General features: G+C 51.3%; 15 protein-coding genes and 1 other RNA gene. 4 read left to right on the top strand and 12 right to left on the bottom strand.

Annotated elements, in window-relative coordinates; all coding sequences use genetic code 11:
• Nucleotides 1-33: 33 nt before the first annotated feature.
• The 5 genes from RB2501_RS06860 to ssrA form a co-directional block, all read right to left on the bottom strand.
• Complete coding sequence (locus RB2501_RS06860) at nt 34-735, bottom strand: nucleotidyl transferase AbiEii/AbiGii toxin family protein (protein ID WP_015754039.1); 702 nt, start codon at nt 733-735, stop codon at nt 34-36.
• Nucleotides 732-1250: a hypothetical protein gene (locus RB2501_RS06865; RefSeq protein ID WP_148214307.1), complete on the bottom strand. Its 519-nt coding sequence runs from the start codon at nt 1248-1250 to the stop codon at nt 732-734. Before RB2501_RS06865 ends, RB2501_RS06860 begins: the two co-directional genes overlap by 4 nt.
• A 221-nt stretch (nt 1251-1471) precedes the next feature.
• Entirely contained in the window at nt 1472-3712 is a 2241-nt protein-coding gene (locus tag RB2501_RS06870; RefSeq protein WP_015754041.1) for a KAP family P-loop NTPase fold protein, read from the bottom strand.
• Nucleotides 3713-4136: 424 nt separating this feature from the next.
• Nucleotides 4137-5408, bottom strand: coding sequence for a site-specific integrase (locus tag RB2501_RS06875; RefSeq protein ID WP_015754042.1), 1272 nt, complete (start codon nt 5406-5408; stop codon nt 4137-4139).
• Between the two features lie 236 nt (nt 5409-5644).
• Nucleotides 5645-6041, bottom strand: a transfer-messenger RNA (tmRNA) gene (ssrA, locus tag RB2501_RS15980).
• Between the two features lie 141 nt (nt 6042-6182).
• Here ssrA and RB2501_RS06885 point away from each other — a divergent pair.
• Nucleotides 6183-7394: an NAD(P)-dependent oxidoreductase gene (locus RB2501_RS06885; protein ID WP_015754044.1), complete on the top strand. Its 1212-nt coding sequence runs from the start codon at nt 6183-6185 to the stop codon at nt 7392-7394.
• A gap of 32 nt (nt 7395-7426) precedes the next feature.
• On the opposite strand, the gene RB2501_RS06890 is transcribed toward RB2501_RS06885, so the two are convergent.
• The gene (locus RB2501_RS06890; RefSeq protein ID WP_015754045.1) at nt 7427-8542 is read right to left on the bottom strand and encodes an Sb-PDE family phosphodiesterase; all 1116 of its coding nucleotides are present in this window, start codon (nt 8540-8542) and stop codon (nt 7427-7429) included.
• 97 nt (nt 8543-8639) lie between these two features.
• Here RB2501_RS06890 and RB2501_RS06895 point away from each other — a divergent pair, with 97 nt between their 5' ends.
• Complete coding sequence (locus tag RB2501_RS06895) at nt 8640-9005, top strand: DUF1801 domain-containing protein (protein ID WP_015754046.1); 366 nt, start codon at nt 8640-8642, stop codon at nt 9003-9005.
• Nucleotides 9006-9033: 28 nt separating this feature from the next.
• Here RB2501_RS06895 and kdsA read toward each other — a convergent pair whose 3' ends face one another.
• The gene (gene kdsA / locus RB2501_RS06900) at nt 9034-9852 is read right to left on the bottom strand and encodes a 3-deoxy-8-phosphooctulonate synthase (protein WP_015754047.1); all 819 of its coding nucleotides are present in this window, start codon (nt 9850-9852) and stop codon (nt 9034-9036) included.
• A gap of 202 nt (nt 9853-10054) precedes the next feature.
• Here kdsA and typA point away from each other — a divergent pair, with 202 nt between their 5' ends.
• Nucleotides 10055-11851 carry a translational GTPase TypA gene (typA, locus tag RB2501_RS06905; protein WP_015754048.1) on the top strand — a complete coding sequence of 599 codons (1797 nt, stop codon included), beginning with the start codon at nt 10055-10057 and terminating at the stop codon, nt 11849-11851.
• Here typA and ppgK read toward each other — a convergent pair.
• The 5 genes from ppgK to RB2501_RS06930 form a co-directional block, all read right to left on the bottom strand.
• Entirely contained in the window at nt 11848-12606 is a 759-nt protein-coding gene (gene ppgK / locus RB2501_RS06910) for a polyphosphate--glucose phosphotransferase (RefSeq protein WP_015754049.1), read from the bottom strand. The two genes, typA and ppgK, sit on opposite strands and share 4 nt — an antisense overlap.
• Before the next feature lie 100 nt (nt 12607-12706).
• Nucleotides 12707-13846: an MFS transporter gene (locus tag RB2501_RS06915; RefSeq protein ID WP_238528112.1), complete on the bottom strand. Its 1140-nt coding sequence runs from the start codon at nt 13844-13846 to the stop codon at nt 12707-12709.
• A gap of 44 nt (nt 13847-13890) precedes the next feature.
• The gene (locus RB2501_RS06920) at nt 13891-14571 is read right to left on the bottom strand and encodes a sulfotransferase family protein (RefSeq protein WP_015754051.1); all 681 of its coding nucleotides are present in this window, start codon (nt 14569-14571) and stop codon (nt 13891-13893) included.
• Between the two features lie 99 nt (nt 14572-14670).
• Entirely contained in the window at nt 14671-16344 is a 1674-nt protein-coding gene (locus tag RB2501_RS06925) for an aryl-sulfate sulfotransferase (protein WP_148214308.1), read from the bottom strand.
• 115 nt (nt 16345-16459) lie between these two features.
• A complete protein-coding gene (locus RB2501_RS06930) occupies nt 16460-17143 on the bottom strand; it encodes a cell division ATP-binding protein FtsE (RefSeq protein ID WP_041327577.1) in 684 nt (227 codons plus the stop codon).
• 153 nt (nt 17144-17296) lie between these two features.
• On the opposite strand from RB2501_RS06930, the gene RB2501_RS06935 reads away from it, so the two are divergent.
• Nucleotides 17297-20317: a tetratricopeptide repeat protein gene (locus RB2501_RS06935; protein ID WP_015754054.1), complete on the top strand. Its 3021-nt coding sequence runs from the start codon at nt 17297-17299 to the stop codon at nt 20315-20317.

Raw genomic sequence — 20317 nt, forward strand, 5'->3', positions numbered from 1 at the left:
TGAGGTATCGGGAGATGCAGGTTGAGGATTACTCTATTGATTTTGGGTGCTGGAGATGATGTTCTCCATGCGCTCAAGGATGATTTCCATGCGTTCGTCAGCTTGTTCATAATATAAACAACCAAGCATGGCAGAAGTAATTTTCCTGTCCTCTAATAACTTTATAAGACTTTCTTTAATAAATGTTTTTACCTCCTCATCATTTTGGTTGATAGTATCATCTATCGTTGTTGTATAGTTGAAGAGATATACGATATCTTCCAGGTCATGACTTTTATATACATCCTTAATTCCCCTATCAAAAAAGGCCTCCAGTTTTGTTGCCAGGAAGTAGGGTAGGGGCAATATTTTGATGACCGTGTCATCAAGTTTCACAGAATTGGCCTTATCGAATCCCAGTTTAAACCATCGATTTGAAGGAGCCCAGCCTACGGCTTCCGTGGCCATAACATCAACTTTTAAGTCGTCATAACGAAAACGGCAATTGACCGTATCCTCCGCTGATTGCGTAAAGCCCCGATTGTAGAGTTCTTCCCTAAGTTCTTCGAGCTTGGCATAGCTGGCCAACTCAAAAGTCAAGTCAATATCTTTGGTGGGACGGATATCCTCGGCCGCTGAATCGTCAATGTACAGGCTGACCATTGCGCCACCCACATAAACAACCTCATCATTTAATCGGCCCAGTGCTTTGGCGACCTTTTTAGTCGCTTCGCGATTGATGAAACTGTGCTTCACAGAATCCGTTTTTCAAGATGTTCCAGGGCCAAATTTTTTTCACGATTTCGACCTACTCTGACCGCATCTATTAGGGCCAGCATCTCGTAGAATTCACCATTTAATAATGTCGCTTTAGGGACGGTCGGATAGAGTGGAGCAATACTTTCACCCCTTGCCCTTCCTTTAGCATAAGGCCAGACATAAGTTGAAGCACCAAGTATGCTATCTACAAGGGGCGGTGCACTATGTGCGGTTGGTATTCCACGTACAATGGGTCCTGGCTTTTGGGGGAAAACCACCCTAAGGCCGAATTGAATGAAATCGAAAAACGGTTGTCGGTTTACTTGTTTCCCATTATTAATAAGTAATCCCGAATAAACCGACCTAGCTAAAGAGTTACTTATTTCTGATTGACTTAGGTGAAGTGTTTCTGAGAGAACCATCTGCGTGTAATCCTCATCGCCCGTTACGATGAGTTTAGCAAGGACAACAATGTCCTGTGGTTTCATTTGCGGGATGCTACTACTTTTCATTTTATTGCGTATCGTGATATGCAATAATATGAATTAAGTAACAGAATTATAAACTATCAACGAAGAATATTTCGTAATGCGATATTCGATAGATGATTCAGAAGAGTTTTGGTCCCTCTACTTGAAGGATTTACCTTTTTCTTTCGTTTTAATTATTTAATTGAAATGGCAAACTTTACTTAGTCTTCCCATAAAAATTTAGATTGAATCTAATCATTAAATCAAAATTCTTCATTCAATTGAAGCTTGTGATACCAGAACATAAATTGTTTTAAGTAATCCAAATTGTCACTTGTACTGTTTTTATTCCAAAATCCCCTTACGTTTGACTTTACTTCATTCACAATGTTCGAGTTCGTTTTAATAATTTTTGAGTAAATGAATTGAGGATTAATAATTTTAGCAAGTGCTTCGTATTCCTTTTGACCAAAATCGTCCAAATAATCACCCTTTGACCCTTCCCACCAAGTAGGAAAACACTTTATGAATTCAATTAAATTAGTCTGCTTTATCTGTCTCTTCAAATATAATTCTAAGCCTTCCTTGGATATTCGATTCCAAATCTGAAGAATCGATCTAGTTATAAAATCAGGAAACTTTGTAAAAAACGCTTCGTCTTTATAATTTTCTTTTAAATGATCAATAATCTTGTTATCAACTAACTTCTGAATAACGGTCCCTTCAAAATTCTTATGGTAAAGTCCCCTTCTTACATAGAGAAGATTAATTATATCTAGATCCTCTATGAATTTTTGAGAAATATCTAGAACAATGTCCTCATTAAATGAAGTGATATTCTCAAATATGTCTTGAATTAATTGCTGTTTTGGCGTTGCTTTTCTATTGTCTAACGTATCCTCAACTACAATCAATTTATCCAGATTTCTGAGCAACAATTCAACCAATCTACGTTTGTCATTTTCCTGACTTTGATTATAAGATTTCAGTTTATCTAAAAACTCGTACTGTAATTTGGCTTTATCATAATTGCCAACTAAATCGAATAAATATTCATCCAATAAGTTATTTTGAGTATCCCGAGATAAAGCTTCGTAAAGTGGTTCTAAAGCTTTTAAGGAAATGAATCCAACAGTATTAAATTGGAAATAAATACCAAAAATTTCTTTATGATTTATTCTTCTTTCAATTCTAGATAAATTTTCGTCGGATTTTACATTTAATGTATCCTTAGTTTTAGATGATAGTAGATTTTGAAGACTCTTTTGAAAAGGAAAAAGTTTATCAAGAATTTCAAATAATCGTTCCTTTTCCTTCACTTTTATCGTCCAGTTTTCTTTTAGAAAAGCCTCAAGTTGATCTTTATATGGCGATTGAGTATTGTCGGCTATTGAACTGGAGAAAACTTTCGGAATAAATAGCGAAGGATTGTATTTGAGAAAGTCATAAACTTTGGGATACTTCAATTTTAGCAACTCAAGCCATAATAAATCTGCATAGTTAACTTCATCTTTAAGGGCTATGAGGCTGACCGAAAATGAATTAAGTAGCATTACAATTTCCCTTGGTGTCTCAAGAAATTTTTCAATTCCCTCAATCTCAATTCTAAATCGACTTATTCCATTATCATAAGAGTGATTATCGGGATTCAGATCGATACTTTCAATGTCAATCTGATTCTTGAGCATTATATTATGAATGCCGGAATTTAAAGTTTCCTGAATTCCATGCGAATCAAGTAAAGGGAGTTTTAAAGGAATATTGACAATTTTTTCTATGTAGCGATACCCGTCATTTATTTCAATTCCATAATTGGAATAAATAGCCTTTGCGACCATATCATGATCAAAAGAAAGAACATATGTCAGATTTCTAAATGACGCTGTTAGCTTGATTAATCTAAAAATATTATATATCTCATTTTTATTTAGTCTATCTATGTCATCAACAAATACGACCAATCTAAAATTAAATTGCTTCAGTGAATTGTCGATTTCGCTTTTCTGTTCTTCAATGGATTTGGAGTTCTTATCATTGAAAACTTTATTTAAATCGTACGTTGCCTTTGTTGTGTACTTATAACCTAGGTTGAAACCTTTTTCAATCTCAAAGGAAGTACCTCGAAGAACAGTTTTGGCGTAGCCTTTAAGATTTCGTATTAAGGAGTTATCATTACCAAAATCATATTGATGTTTCAAAACTTTTATCAATCCATCAAAGTATTCCAATAGAACTTTGTTTTCGGTTGAATATCTCCAAGGGTTAAATTTGTATTTGATAATCCTTTTTTGATTATACTCGCTAGTTGCTTCTAGATTTTTAAAAAGGAAATTTAAAAAAGTAGATTTTCCATCCCCCCATTTCCCATATACACCAAAAACCAGTGGTTCGTCAGAAAGTGCACTTTTGCGAATTGCCTCCTGTATTTTCCCTGCGTAAGGTGAAAAATTATATAAATCTTCACTAACTCTTACTATTGGCTCATTTGAATGAAAATAAGTCATCCCTTAAATATATGCGAAAATCAAAAATGCTCTATTTGCTTAAAGTTACAACTACAATAGGAACATTACCATTATTGAGTAAATAGATATTGGTCTTAAGCTTATAAGAGTTCGACCTTAAAAACTCTAAGTAATACTCCGATGCTAATCTAAGGGGAGAAGCAAGAGGGTAACCTGCCGCCGCAGGTTACAATCGCATAATCATCACATTATCAGTTACATACAGACTTGGGTGCTTTTCGTTTTTATAACAATTTTATCCAAAAAGCTCCTAATGCCCTGATAATCAGCTTGGATTTTACCCAAAAATGTATAAAAATTCATTTTGATGCCTCGCAAGCAGATTAGTTAGGTAAGGTTTGGGGACTGCCTAGAACTTCGAATTATGCCTGTAATTTGAGAAGAAAATTGGGATTTCGATTGGTCATTCCCCTGAGGAAAGAAATCGATTCTGAGGCCGTGGCGTTTCTTTTTGCGGCTTTCTTAGGTTGAGCACATTTTTAAGCGCTGCCATATCGTCTGCCACTTTCTTATTGACGATCTTAGCATAGTGCTGGGTGGCTCGGAGATTCCGATGTCCCAGGAGCTTACCGACTGTTTCGATAGGCACGCCATTGGAGAGCGTAACTGTTGTCGCAAACGTGTGCCGGGCCAAATGGGTGGTCAGGTGTTTGGTGATGCCGCAGATGTCCGCTATTTCCTTGAGATAGGCATTGGAGCGTTGGTTGCTTAGGACAGGAATTACACAATCGCCATTCACCACCTTGGGGTGGTCCTCATACTTTTCTATGATTTCCAGGGCAGTAGGAAGGAGGGGGATGCCCAGCTTGGAACGGGTCTTTTGTCTGGCACTTTGAATCCATAGACTACCGTCTATATGCTTAACGATGTTGTTCGGGGTAAGCTTCTTCACATCGATATAAGCGAGTCCGGTAAAACAGCAGAATACGAACATATCTTTTACGATTCCCATTCGCGGAACCGTAACTTCATAGTTGATTAACCGTTCCAGTTCCTCCCGTGTCAGGTATTCCCGGTCTACCCATTTGAACTTGGCCTTGAAATTATAGAAGGGATCTTTTTGAATCCAGTCATTCGCCACGCCCATGCGGATAATCTTCTTGAAGTTGTTGATATACTTCAGGCTGGAATTGTGGTTGCATTCTTTGGTGAATTTCAGGAAATAGTCAAACCGGTTAATAAACCGCAAGTCCACTTCCATCATCGGGATATCGTCCCGGCGGTATTCTGTTTTGAGGAATTCCCGTGTATGTTTAAAGGTAGTATTGTATCGCTTCCAGGTACCCAGGGCATACTCTTTTCCGACAAGTGATTTCATCTGACGGTTATGCTCCTCGAATACTTCCATCAACATTTTGAAACGCTGGTCCTTTTGCAGGTAGCGTTCTTTGATCTGGCGCGCAGTGAACGGTTTTTCACTTTCGATGAATTGATAGTGGATTTTATTGATCTTGGCTCGGATCATGTCCAGGTAGTGGTTCAGTTCGGAGGCTTCCTGGGTATTGCCCCGCATCCGTCCGGCTTTGGCATCCCATTTTTCGGGGTCAATCTTCCGGGCGGTACTCATTTCGGATCGCTTGCCATCGACCGTAATCCGCATATAAATGGGCACCGGAACAAACGGGTTATGGCACTTGCCTTTGATATAAAACAGGAGAGAGAAAGTTTGGGTCATTTTTACGCACCTTTAAAATTGAATTTTAAGGTACGAAAAAGATCAATTTACTTTTTGTAATTAACATTATTTCAGCTAATTACGGGGAATTCGGTGCGTGTTTTCACAAACCCCAAATACGCACCGAATGACTCACCTATTTGGTGATATTTTTTGATTTTATTTGGCATCCTAAAAAACAAAAAAACCTGTAAATCATACGATTACAGGTTTTTTGTTTCAAAATATAGTGAAAGTTGTGGAGCCGGGGAGATTCGAACTCCCGTCCAAACAAGCAATAACCATGCTTTCTACATGCTTAGTTTCCGATTGATTGTCGACGCGCAACTGACCGGAAACGGCCCATTACGCGCTTAGCTTCTTAAGGTTTATGCGGTTAGCGAAGCGATAACCACACTATGTTGACTTTTCTGGTGCCCCTAAATGGATCGCCGCCAACAAGGGCTATCCAGGGACATCTCGCTTCTCCGCCTTGCGGAGACGAGGCATGATCTTACTCTAATTCAGATTATGCGGCGAGAGCGTAATTATTATCGCCAATTAAAAGTGTGAAATATGAGATTTACGAGCTGTATCCCAGCGCTCGGCATGCTTACATCGCCATTGGTCTTGCTGTCAAAACCAGTCGGCCCCAGTTTTTCAATGAACATGAAAGGAAAGGCAAAGATACGCAATTCGCGGGTTTCCGGCATCTGATGCGATTCCACAACCCCGGGTTTGTTTACCCTTGGCAATCCACCTATTTTTGCGCAAATTCCATACCAAAGCACGAGCATGAAATTTGGATTGATCAGAGAGCGTAAAAACCCGCCGGACCGCCGCGTAGTGCTGTCTCCGGCCGCCTGTCAAAAAGTCCTCAACCAGTTTGACGGGATTGAAATTGTCGCCGAATCCTCCCCGATCCGGGTCTTTGAGGATGCCGAGTACCGGGCTGCAGACATTCCCGTGGCGGACGACGTTTCGGATTGCGACGTACTACTCGGGGTTAAGGAAGTGCCCATTGATGCGCTGATTCCGGAAAAGAAATATTTCTTCTTTTCCCACACCATCAAAAAGCAGCCCTATAACCGGGACTTGCTCCGGGCCATCCTCGAGAAGCGCATTGAGTTGTACGACCACGAAGTACTCACCAATACCAAGGGGGTCAGGCTGGTGGCTTTCGGCAGGTATGCGGGTATTGTAGGGGCATACAACGGCATTAGGGCCTATGGCCTGAAATACGGGGATTTTAAACTGCCCAAGGCCGAAACCCTTTCGGACCGGGAGGCGCTCATCGAGGCGCTGCGGGGTATCGAACTTCCCGCCATTAAAATCCTGCTTACCGGTCGCGGCCGGGTGGGCAGCGGGGCCCGCGAGATCCTGGACGGGATGGGCCTCAGGCAGGTTACTGTGGCGGACTACCTGGAAAAGGAGTTCCGGGAGCCTGTATATTGCCAGATCGATGCCTCGGAGTACAACAAGCGGAAAGACGGGGTGCGCGGGAACAAGGCTGATTTTTTTGCCAACCCGGAGGCCTATCGCTCCAATTTTTTCCGGTTTGCCCGGGTGACGGACCTGTTTATTGCCGGGCACTTCTACGGTCAGGGGGCTCCCTACCTGTTTACCAGGGAAGACGCCCGCCATCCGGAATTCCGTATTCGCGTAGTGGCCGATATCAGTTGTGATATCGACGGGCCGGTAGCTTCCACCATCCGGCCGTCGACCATTGCAGATCCGGTCTACGGGTATGACCCGGCCACGGAATCGGAAACCGATTTTAAAAACCCCCGGGCTATTGCCGTCATGGCGGTGGACAACCTGCCGGCGGAATTGCCGCGCGACGCCAGCGAGGGGTTTGGTGCAGCCTTTGTAAAGCAGGTAATCCCCGCATTTTTTGATGGAGACGCGGACGGGATTCTCGAGCGGGCACGAATGACCAAAGACGGCACACTCACCGACAGGTATGCGTATTTACAGGATTACGTAGACAATATCCCGGCGCCCTGACCGACCGGCCGGGACCCGGTTTTACTACTGTTTTATTCCGCAGTAATATCCCAGTTCACAACAGGTTGTACCCCGGGAGCCGTGAAAGCGCCCAGGGCCTTCAATGCGAGCTGGATCGTTTCGGATTTCTCGAGAGTCTTGATCTGCAGCGTGTAGTTGCCGCCGGCCGGGATGCGGAAAACAGGGGAACTGCTGTAAAAAGAGTAGGGCATGGCATTCTCGAACAACAGGTCCGTACTGCTTGTGTTTTTCAGTTCCACCTTCAGGATCTGGGTCTTCGGGATGTAGCTGGCCGATACAATTTCCACCGAAGCCCGCAACAGGGGAACCAGGTATTCTTCACGCCCCACCAGCAGGTCTTTGTAGACGGCCACGGTACGCCCGGCAAACAAGGCTTCCCGCAGGCTTTCGATGCTGCGTTCCCGGGCGAATACCAGGGTCACCGGGCGGTGGTGTCCCTTTTCCGTATAATCCCAGTCGATGAGTCCGTGGATATCGCTGGTCCCCATGATCGTCAAATTTTGTTCCAGGGCAATGGCCAAGGCCTCCTGGGAATAATCCGTGGTGTTGATTACCTCGATGCCGTGCAATTCCCCCGCCTCGATACGCGCTTTCTGGAAGTCGCTCAAAACCGGGTTGCCCTGCGGCTGCTGGGCATACCACGCCGGGTGGTTCCAAAAGACAAAGGCCCCCTGGCGTGCAGCTTCGGCAAAGGAATCCGCGGCCTCTTCCGTCAGTAATTTGTTAGCGTCTTCGATAAAGATTGCATTACTGTGGCCCATCGGGGCCTGTCGGGTGATTTCCGAACCATGGATGATCAGCAGGTCGTGGTCGGCGGCCTCTTGCAGGGCCAACTCATAAGACCGGTTCCGGTTGGGATGGGGGATATCCTCACCATGCGGTTGGTACTCCAGGTGCTCGGTGAGCGAGATGGCATCCATGCCCTCCCGGAGCGCCTCGGATATGCGGATATCGGGCCAGACGCTGCCGTCGGAAAATACCGTGTGCTGATGCAGGTCGGTGACCAGCGTTTTATATCCGGGAATATCCGGATATTCCATGGGTTGGGCGCCGGCGTGGGAGTGGTCCTGTGCCGTTGCGATAGCGCCAATAAGGAATAAGATGCAAATAAGGTTGTAGCGGTTCATGTCGGTTGATTTCAGTACGTAAAGATACACGCTGCCTCCGGACTATTGTTAACCGAATATTAGGATTTACCCTTATTTTAGGATTCGATTTACATGAATGAACCCCGCTGAAAATTATATTTGGGAGGCCTGCGAGCCGTATCGCGGTATCATGGTCCAGCTGCAATTGCTGATCCATCGGGAAATACCTTCGGCCGAATTGCGATTCAAATACCGACTGCCTTTTTATTATGTCGACAATCGTCCGTTTTGCTATATGAACCAATCCCGGGATTACGTGGACCTGGGCTTTGCCCGGGCGGCCCATCTGACGCGGCACCTGGATAAAATGGAATCAAAAGGCCGCAAACATATGCGGTCGTTGCGCTATCGCAGCGCGGAGGAGATCGATGCAGCAATCCTGTCCGATGTCCTGCGCGAAGCTTACTCGGTGCGTTTCCGCCCCCTTCGGAAGAAGGGGTAGGGACGCCACCACCCTGGAGGAACCTAATTTAGAAGGTGTTGACGGTTTTCCTGATGGCTGTCAGGCGGGTGAGCAGCCCTTCCAACTGGTCCAGGGGAAGCATGTTTGCCCCGTCGCTTTTGGCGTTGGCCGGATCGAAATGGGTCTCGATAAAGATGCCGTCCACCCCCGCTGCGATACCTGCACGGGCCATGGTGCCGATGAGTTCCGGGCGGCCGCCGGTTACCCCGGACGCCTGGTTGGGCTGCTGGAGGGAATGGGTGACGTCGAGGACCACCGGGGCGTATTGGCGCATGACGGGAATCCCGCGGAAATCCACGATGAGGTCCTGGTACCCGAACATCGTCCCCCGGTCCGTGATCATTACCTGCTCATTCCCGGATTCGGTAACCTTCCCCGCTGCGTGTTTCATACTCTCGGGGCTCATAAATTGCCCCTTCTTCAAATTGACCACCTTGCCCGTTTCTGCCGCTGCAACCACCAGGTCTGTTTGCCGCACCAGGAAGGCCGGGATTTGAAGGACATCCACGTATTCTGCCGCCAGCGCGGCATCGGAGACTTCATGGATGTCGGTAACCGTGGGTACGCCGAAGGTTTCGGACACCTTGCGCAGGATCTTCAGGGCTTTTTCGTCCCCGATCCCCGTAAAGGAATCCACCCGGCTGCGGTTCGCTTTCTTAAAGCTCCCTTTAAAGACATAGGGGATTTCGAGTTTATCCGTTATCCCGACAATGGTTTCCGCTATTCGGAGGGCCATGTCCTCGCCTTCAATGGCGCAGGGCCCCGACAAGAGGAAGAAGTTATTGCCTGCAATGTGTTTGATCTGCGGAATTTTGGAGAGGTTCATGCACAATTCGTTTTCGCAAAGATACTATTTATTCAAGGGGAGCGGTTTCAATCGCCAGAAGAATGGACCCCCACCCACCCGTTGTAAATTTCGCCAGGCAACCTGCAAAAAACCAGCATTTTAAGCCGGGTGACGAAATTTTAAGCCATTTGGAAAACCGAGCGGAATTCGGTGTATCTTTGTCGCCTTAAAATTTGAGACCATGCGCGATATCCGCAACGTTGCCATCATAGCCCACGTCGACCACGGGAAAACCACCCTGGTAGACAAGATTCTGCACTTCTGCCAGCTCTTCCGGGAGAACGAGCAGACGGGCGATCTGATCCTGGACAACAACGACCTGGAGCGGGAACGGGGGATTACCATCGTATCCAAAAATGTTTCCGTCACCTATAAGGACACCAAAATCAACATCATCGATACCCCGGGCCACGCCGACTTTGGTGGTGAGGTGGAACGCGTACTGAACATGGCCGACGGCGTGCTGTTGCTGGTGGATGCCTTTGAGGGCCCGATGCCGCAGACCCGGTTTGTGCTGCAAAAAGCCCTGGACATGGGCCTGAAACCCTGCGTGGTAATCAACAAGGTGGACAAGCCCAACTGTACCCCGGAAGAGGTGCACGAGAAGGTGTTTGACCTGATGTTTGAGTTGGGCGCGGAAGAATGGCAGCTCGATTTCCCGGTGGTTTACGGCTCGGCCAAGGAAAACTGGATGGGGGAGGACTTTAAGCAGCCCACCGATTCAATTGCGCCCCTGCTGGAGATGGTTTTGGACCACATCCCCACTTTTGAGCCGGAGAAGGGCACTACCCAGATGCTGATCACCTCCCTGGACTACTCCTCCTATACCGGGCGGATCGCCATCGGGAGGCTGCAACGCGGCCCGCTGCGTGAAGGCCAGGACATTACCCTGGTAAAACGGGATGGCCGGAAGGTGCGCTCCCGGATCAAGGAGCTCTATTCGTTTGAAGGCCTGGGCCGGGCGCGGGTAAAGGAACTCCAGACGGGGGATATCGGCGCGCTCGTAGGCCTGGAGGGCTTCGATATCGGCGATACGATTGCGGATGCCGAGGCACCCGAGGCCCTGGCCAGCATTGCCATCGACGAACCAACCATGAGCATGCTGTTTACCATCAATGACAGCCCGTTCTTTGGGAAGGATGGGAAATACGTCACCTCCCGCCATATCAAAGAGCGCCTGGAGCGGGAACTCGAGAAAAACCTCGCCCTGCGGGTGGAAGAAACCGACAGCGCCGATAAATTCCTGGTCTATGGGCGCGGGGTGCTGCACCTCTCCGTCCTGATCGAAACCATGAGGCGGGAAGGCTATGAGCTCCAGATTGGCCAGCCCCAGGTGATTATCAAGGAAATCGACGGCCAGAAGTGCGAACCGGTGGAATCGCTGACCATCGACCTGCCGGAGGAAGTATCCGGCAAGGCCGTGGAGATGGTTGCCTTGCGCAAGGGGGAAATGACCCGGATGGAATCCCGCGGCGACCGCATGGTATGCGAATTCCTCATCCCGTCCCGGGGCATCATCGGCCTGCGGAACCAATTGCTCACAGCGACGGCCGGGGAAGCCATCATGGCGCACCGCTTCCTGGAATACCAGCCGATGAAAGGGGAGGTGCCCCAGCGGCAGAACGGTTCCATGGTTTCCATGGAAACCGGGAAAGCGATTCCCTATTCCATTGACAAGTTGCAGGAACGGGGCCGTTTTTTCATCGACCCGGGGGAGGATATCTACGAAGGCCAGGTCATTGGCGAGAATTCCCGGGGGGACGATATGGTGGTTAACGTCACCAAGACGAAAAAACTAACCAACGTGCGGGCATCGGGTTCCGACGACCGGGCCCGGATTGTTCCTGCCGTAAAATTCTCCCTCGAAGAGGCGCTGGAGTATATCCAGAAAGACGAATATGTAGAGGTAACCCCGAAAAACCTGCGGCTTCGGAAAATCCTCCTCAAGGAAACCGACCGCAAGCGGTCTAAGGACTAGCCTTCGTTGAGTTCCGGGTGGCAGACCAGGCAGGCGGTAGCTGCGCCGATAATGCCCGCGTGGTTCTGTAGCCCTGCCGGTATTACGGGCGTATCCACCGTAATATATTTCTTGTACTGGTCGAAGTCTTTGGAGGTTCCCCCGCCGAGGACAATCGTGTCCGGGGCCACGATGAGTTCCACGTATTTCAGGAATTTATTGAATCGTTTGCCCCATTTTTTATAGCTGAGGCCCTCCCGTTCCTTGGCGGAAGCCGCTGCCCAGGATTCGATTTTGTCGTATTTCTTATAGGGGATCTGCCCGAGCTCAAAGTTCGGGATCAGCCGTCCGTCCAGGAAGGCCCCGCTGCCCAGGCCGGTCCCGATGGTAATCATCACCACAAAACCCTGCATATCCTTGCCGATCCCGTAGTTCATCATGGCGTATCCGGCAGCATCCGCGTCGTTGATAACGGTGAAATCCATGCCGGTGGCTTTTTCGAACAGGGCTTCCACGTCCATGCCCTTCCAGGATTTGTGCAGGTTGCCCTTGGACTTGCAGATCCCTTTCTTGATTACCGAGGGGAAGCCGCAGCCCACAGGGCCCTTGTAGTCGAAGTGTTTCACGATTTTCGCGATCACCTCGGCCATCTCGTCGGGTTTCCTGGATTTGGGCGTGGGGATGCGGAATCGCTCCGTAAGCATTTCACCGGTTTCCATGTGGACCATGGCGCCCTTGATTCCCGAGCCGCCCACATCTATTCCGAGTACTTCCATGAAAATTGGATTGGTTTGGTCGCAAAGTAACAAAAAAAGATCGGCATGCCGGTTTGAGCAGATTCTTCGGGTTCCATGAACTCCCGAGAGAACCCCGGCTTTAGCCTGCCTTTTTCCAGAGGGGGCTGCTCATGAGAAACAACAGGGCCAGGGCTGCGGTGAGGATCCCGATTCCCAAAAAGACGGTTTCCAGGCTATACAGGCCAATAAACGGCAACAGGACCAGGGGCGAAATAAATTGCCCGAGGAACCAAAACGTGGTGAGCCGCCCAATCTGCTTGCCGCGCACAGCCGGGGGGGCCAGTTGCATGACTAGGATATTTGCATTCGGGATGAGCAGGCCCATGCCCAGGCCGGCGAGCAACATCCCGACCACAACGAGCGCATAGGTGCCGGAGAAGGCCACCACCAGGAAGGCGACAGCCATCAGGCCGAACCCGGCAAAAAATATCCGGGCAAACGACAGGCGCCCCTTGATCCTGGCGTAGAAAAAAGAGGCAACCGCCGAAAAAAGCGTGCTGCTGGCAATGGCCAGCCCGATCAGGGCATTTTGTTCCACCCCAAGGCTTTTCAGGTAAAAGGGTATTTGCACGGGGACGATAAAAAACAGGATCCACATGAGCATCACCGTGCCGAATACCAGCCAAATCTCGCGGGGGGCGCGGCCCCCCGGGGTTTTCTGAATGATTTCCGCCAGCATTTCAGGTTCCCGGATGAAGCGCAGCGCAATGGGAAGGATCAGGAGGGAAAATAGGTACAGCAAAAAGGGTACGTCCCAGCGAATGTCCGCCAGGAACCCACCCAGGCTGATAAACAGGATGCCCGCCAGGGACATCAAGGCAATCTGAGTACCCGCAAACCGCTGGCGGGCGGCCCCCTGGTAGTAATCCGCGATCAGGGTGGTGACAATGGTCATGGTAATCCCCACGCAAACCCCCAGTAACGCCCTGCCTGCGAGGATAGCATACAGGTCTTCCAGCCAGTAGCCCGAACTGCCTGCCAGGGCATAGGCTACCAGGGCAACGCCCAGGAGGGGCTTCCGCCCTTTACGGTCGATATAGCCCCCTGCAAGAAGCGAGGTAAGGGCGATAAACAGGGCCGGGAGGGACAAGGAGAGTTTCACCAGTGCCTGGCCGTTGGGGTATCCGCTGAAGTCCCGGCTCATGTCGGGCAGGCTGGCGGAAATCGTGATCATGGAGGCAATTGTGAGACTGCTGACCAGCAACAGGCTCAGTTTCACTTCCCAGCGGTTTTCGTACATAGCGTTTCGGAGTCCTCCCGGGTTTATGCCATCTGGCCTTTCATGAGCTTCGGGAGCATCTCCTTGAAGTTTTCCTTTTTATTCAGGTGGGGCAGCGGTTCTGCTGGTTCCGGGACGCCCAGGAAGGCACACAACGGCTTCCAGCCATCGCGTACATCGTACACCAGGAGTTTGTCTTCCGGTACATACCTTTTTACTTCGGCCAGGTGTTCCTTCCATTTGGCTTCTGCATATGCCTTGTCCTCAAAGCGGCCTTCGAATTCCCGGGCAAAGAATTTATCCTTGAACAGCTTGATGCATCGGACCACCTTGCGCGCCCGGCTGCTGGCGATGAGCTTGCCCATCATCTTGATTTTTTCGCCCGGGGTCTGCGGCCCGGCCTTCATAACCGTGCTGGAGATGCTCTTATACCAGGATTCGAAGTCCCTAACGGTAAGGATCACCCGGGCTTCCGGGTAACGCTCCATGTGTTCCTTGTACCAGGGGTAGCAGGGGAAATCCACGGTAGCGTCGTAATTCGCATACAGGCCGTCCCAATCGGTGGTGCCGGTCTGGTCCAGGGTTTTCCAGTAATGGAGCATGTCCGGGTTTACCAGTAATTCCTTCATGTGGTATACGCGCTGGAACCCGAGGGTCTCCAGGGATCGTTTCAGGGTTGTGGTACCGGTCCTCGGGAAGCCGGCACCGATGATTTTAATCGACATATCGGTGGCGTTTGTTGGTTGTTATTGGAATGGGTTGTTGTTGAAATGGGTTGTTGTTGGAATGCCTTGCTGGTTGAGTTGATTGGATTGGTTGTATCATTACTGGCCTTCCGGTTCGGCCGGCGGGGGAGGCATCTTGTAAACCTCCGGCTGCGGCTGCAGGGGCTCCAGCGTTTTACCTGCAAAGGCAGGGTTGTCCGCCGGGATCAGGGTGCTCCTGAAAACGCCGAATATAAACGGGCCTTTGGGTTGCGGCTCCGTTCCGTCGGGCAGCTTGTACGTGCCCATATACGGGTTCCAGTATTCCCAGACAATCTCGTTGTCCGGCGACACCTCGAAAAACCGGCCTTTCATCCCTTCCGTAATAAAGGTATTCCCATTGGGAAGCCGGTGGGCCCCGGAGATAAAGGCGGAATAGAACGAATACAAATCGGGTGCCCGGTAGGTCCATGCGGGTTCCTCAGGGCCAAACGTCCCCCCGGCATCCAGGACATAGGCGCCATCGGCGTCGGTTGGCGGCTCGAGCTCCAGCACCTCGCTGAAATTGCCCACATCCCCGACGGCCATGGCGAATTCCGGGGGTTTGGCATTCTGAAAACCGGCCCATACCGTCGGCAGTTTGGCCTTGCCGTCATGGGGGTCGTTGTTGTATACCATCAGGCGCCCGGCTCCCGGCTGTCCCTCCGGGATCCACCGGATGTCGTGCTGTCCGAACAGGACCCGGTCGTCCGGAGTACCCAGGCCGTAATTTTGCGGGTTCCCCCATCGGTAGAGCAAGTCGCCCCCATGGCCCTGGTTACCACCGCTTCTGCCTCGGGCTTCCTCGGTAGTCGTGCTGTGGTCGATGATAAAGATTTCATTCATTCCGGGGGAACTCAGGGCAATCTGGTCCAGCCCGGGGTGGTAGTCGATGGCATTGGTATGGGTGATATCCGACCCGCGGTTGTCTACCGTGGCATTCGAGGTGGCCATCCCGTTTTTAATCATTTGTTTTACCTGTTCCTCGGTCGGGGGCGGGCCGTCCCCCTCTTCCGTGCTGTGGAAATTTATGTCGATTTTCCGGGGATGCTCCGAAGGGTCCCCGTAATTGGCTTTGGACGGGTCGAAGTCCTGGACCAGGTGGTCTTTCATGTGCCATTCCCAGACGATTTCCCCCCCTTTCGGATAGGTCGGCCGGATTTCCACTACCTGGTCGAGCCAGAGCCCGGCCCTGGGCAGGCGCTCCGGGTCCCGGCCCATGGCGATGGCTTCCTCTACCGGCATCACCTCGTAGGCAATGGCCAGGATATTCCCGTTGGGCATCGGTTCGATGTCGTGGTGAATCAGTTCGGTTTCGGTGGCCAGCTCATAATCCCAGAGCATGTTGCCGTCCCAGTCGTATTCGCGGACACGGCCGGCCTGCCCGCCGGCTGCAAAAGTGGGGAAATCCTCGTCCCGCTCCAGCCGCAGCAGATGGCCGTTGGGGAGCAGGTAAGAATTCATCGAATTCAGTTCGCTGTCCCAGCGGTGTACTACCCGGCCCGCCTTGTCGATCAGGAAAGTGGTCGTATCTGAGGATGGCTCAAAAAGCACATAGCCCTCCGTGTCCCGGTCCGTGTTGACAATGAGCCCGCGCTGTGCCGTCAGGCCCGTCATGTTGCGCATGTCATCGGGTTTCCATTCCCGTACCGCGAGGTTGCCGGCATCCGGGTTTTCTTTTGTTTGAGTGTCCTGTTTACAGGAAATCCCGAGCAGCAGCAGGGCCCCCAGGATATAGGTAAGGTAATTTTTCATCAGGCGGGTTGTTTGAAGTTGGTCGTCCGGCACTACGGTTGGGGGAAGAGGCCTTTGCCGAATCTCTGAAAGATAGAAAAAAAACCTTTTGATTCGCTGAAAACCAGGTAAATAATCAGCCGGCCTTCTGAATGACCTCAAATACCTTGTTGCCGTCGCACTTCAGGGTTTTTGAAGGGTATTTCAGGATGAGCGCATAGTCGTGTGTGGCCATGAGGATGGTGCGGCCGGTTTTGTTGATCTCCTGGAGGACCTTCATGACTTCCACGCTGGTCTGCGGGTCCAGGTTTCCGGTGGGCTCGTCGGCCAGGATCAGCTCCGGGTCGTTCAGGAGCGCCCGGGCAATGGCGATGCGCTGTTGCTCGCCCCCGGACAGTTCGTGGGGGAATTTGAAGCCCTTGGTCTTCATGCCCACCTTTTCCAGGACGGCATCGATACGCGCATCCATTTGGGCCCGGTCTTTCCAGCCGGTGGCCTTGAGGACAAAATCCAGGTTGTTGTGCACATTGCGGTCCGGGAGGAGTTTGAAATCCTGGAAGACGATGCCGAGTTTCCGCCTCAGGGCGGGGATATCCTTTTCCTTCAGGGTCTTCAGGTTGAAGCCCACGATTTGCCCCTGGCCCTCCCGCAGGGGCAGGTCGGCGTAGAGGGTTTTCATAAAACTGCTCTTCCCGCTCCCGGTTTTCCCGATGAGGTAGACAAACTCCCCGGGCCGGACCTCCAGGCTGATGTCGTTCAGGACCAGGTTCTCCTGTTGGTAAACCGCTACGTCATTCAGGGATAATACGCTTTCAGCCATGGGGATTATTGTTGATATAAAAGTAATAAGTTCCGGGCACACCCGGGCCAGGCGGAAGGGATTTTCACTTAATTCGAATCCGGCCCGCATACTGAGGGGACGTATTTAACGTTATTAAGGGAAATTCGGTTATTCTAACGCCAAGAGAACATTATGCGAAAGGAAATTGCCGTGCTGCTCGCCTGTGCCCTGACCGGGGCATGGTGCATGGGGCAGGAATCCGCGGTGTACACGCACGAGAACAAAACCTACCAGGATGCCCTGACGCTTTACAACAACAAGCAATACCAGGCAGCCCAGACACTTTTCCAGGAGGTAAAGGACCAGACGGCAGATCCGGAGACGGAAGCCAATAGCGCCTATTACATTGCAAATGCCGCAGTGCGGCTCAACCAGCTCGGTGCCGACCGGCTCATGGAGGACTTTGTGGAGCGCTATCCAACTTCCGTCCGGCGCAACTCCGCCTTCATGGATGTAGCCGATTACTATTTTGAGAACGGCCGGTATCCCTATGCGATGAAGTGGTACGGGAAAGTAGACCAGAGTTCCCTCTCCCGGAGGGAGAAGGAACGCTTCGACTTCCATATGGGGTATTCCCTGTTCTCCTCCCGGAAACCCGAGGAGGCAGAACGCTATCTGCAGCGTGTGAGCAATTCGCAGGAGTACGGTTCCCAGGCCAAGTACTACCTGGGGTATATCGCCTACCAGCAGGACGACTACGAGGCAGCCAACGAGCGGTTCGACCAGATTACGGACCAGGAAGTCCTGGAAGAAAAGCTTTCGTATTACCAGGCCGACATGAATTTTAAGCTCGGGAATTTTGAACAGGCCATTGAGCAGGCCGTAAGCCAGTTGCCCAAATCGGACCGGCGGGAAGTATCCGAACTCAACAAGATCATCGGGGAGAGCTACTTTAACCTGGGCCGCTATGCCGAGGCGATCCCCTACCTGGAGAAATACCAGGGAAAGCGGGGCCGCTGGAACAATACGGATTACTACCTGCTCGGTTATGCGCACTACAAACAGGGCGATTACGAAAATGCCATCCGGCAATTCAACAAGATTGTCGGGGGGGATGACTCCGTGGCCCAGAACGCGTATTACCACCTGGGGGAATGCTACCTGGAACTCGACAAGAAGCAGGAGGCGCTCAACGCCTTCCGGAATGCCTCCCAAATGGAGTTCAGTCCGGAAATCCGGCAGGATGCTTTCCTGAACTACGCCCGCCTGAGCTACGAAGTCGGCAACCCCTACCAGCCGGTGCCCCGGGTGCTGCAGGAGTATATGGAAGCCTATCCGGACGGGGAGGACCACGAGGAGGTCCGCGAACTTCTGGTGGATTCCTACATCACTTCCAAAAATTTCAGCGGCGCCATGGAACTCCTGGAGAAGAATCCGGGGTATGCCAGTGAGGCCACCTATCAGAAAGTGGCATTTTTCTACGGGGTGGAACAATTCCTGGCCGAGGCGTATCCGGGAGCCCTTGAAAGCTTTGAAAAGGCGATACAGGCGGGAGCGGACCCGAGGTACACAGCCCGTTCCCGGTATTGGAAGGCGGAGTCGGCCTTTGCGGTGGGGAATTTTGAACAGGCACTGACCCAGTATGCTCAGTTCCGCGCCAGTTCGGCGGCAGCCTCCCTGGAGGAATACGCCGACCTGGATTACCAGATGGGGTACACCTATTTCAAATTACGGGATTACGGGAATGCCGCCACGCACTTTCAGCGCTTTGCCCGTTCGGCTCCGGACGGGGCGCGGAAAACGGATGCGTGGATGCGCCTGGGCGACAGCTACTTTGTGAGCAGCAGGTACCGTCCAGCAATCGAGGCCTATGACCAGGCACTCGCCACCGGCAGCCCGGAGCGGGATTACGCCGCCTACCAGAAAGCCATCAGTTACGGTTTCCTGGGCCAGGAACAGACCAAGCGCGACGCCCTGGATACTTTTATCGGGCGGTTTCCGAATTCGAGCCTGAAAGACGATGCACTTTTTGAACTCGGCAATTCCTATGTGCAATCGGCAGCCGACAACCAGGCCATTGCTTCCTATGACCGCCTGATTCGGGAAAGCCCGGGCAGCAGCCTGGTACCCGCCGCGAAAATGCGGAAAGGCCTGGTCTATTACAACGGGGGGCAGAACCAACAGGCACTGACCGTATTCAAGGAGGTGGCCGACCAGTACCCGAACTCCCAGGAAGCCATGCAGGCGGTGGCAACCGCCAAACTCATCTACGTGGACATGGGCCAGGTAGACCAGTATGCAGCCTGGGTGCGCGGCCTCGATTTTGTGGAGGTTACCGACAGCGAACTCGAGGCGGCCAGTTTTGAGGCGGCTGAGAAACAACTCGTGGAAGGAAACGACGCGGCGGCTGCCCGCGCCCTTGAAAAATACCTGGAACAATTCCCGAACGGGGCCAACCGGGTGGCTGCCTATTTTAACCTCGGGCAGATTGCCTATGCAGACGGGCAGGCAGACAAGGCCCTGGCGCATTTTGAGGTAGTGGCGGATGCCGGGCGGGGCGAACGGGCCGAACAGGCGCTGACCCGGGTATGCGAGATTTTGGTTTCCCGCGGGGACTACGCCGCGGCCATGCCCTACCTGGAGCGGCTGGAGGCCACGGCGGATATCCCCCAGAACCGGACCTTTGCCCAATCCAACCTGATGAAGGGCTATTTTGAAAAACAGGCCTACGACCGGACCCTGGCCTATGCCGAAAAAGTGCTGGCCAGCCCGTCCCTGGACGACCGGATCCGAAGTGATGCCCGCCTGATGATTGCCCGGTCTGCCTGGGCAACCGGGAATACGGAAAAAGCCCGGCAGGCGTATGCCGAAGTCCTCTCCATTGCCACGGGCCGGGCTGCCGCCGAGGCGCTCTATTACCAGGCGCATTTTAAGCGGGAAGACGGCGATTTCGAGGCCTCGAACCAATCCGTACAGCGGCTGGCCAGGGATTTTGCCGCCTACAAGGAATGGGGCGGCAGGGGCCTGATCCTGATGGCAAAAAACTTTGAACAACTCGAGGACGCCTTCCAGGCTACCTATATCCTGGAAAATGTCATCTCCAATTTCGGGGCCTATCCGGACATTGTGGAAGAAGCCCGGGCTGAACTCGCCCAGATCAAGGCGCGGGAAGCCCGGCGCAACGCCTCGATAAACCCCGATGGAAACCGTTAA

This window comes from Robiginitalea biformata HTCC2501 (genome assembly GCF_000024125.1).
GTDB classification, from domain to species: domain Bacteria; phylum Bacteroidota; class Bacteroidia; order Flavobacteriales; family Flavobacteriaceae; genus Robiginitalea; species Robiginitalea biformata.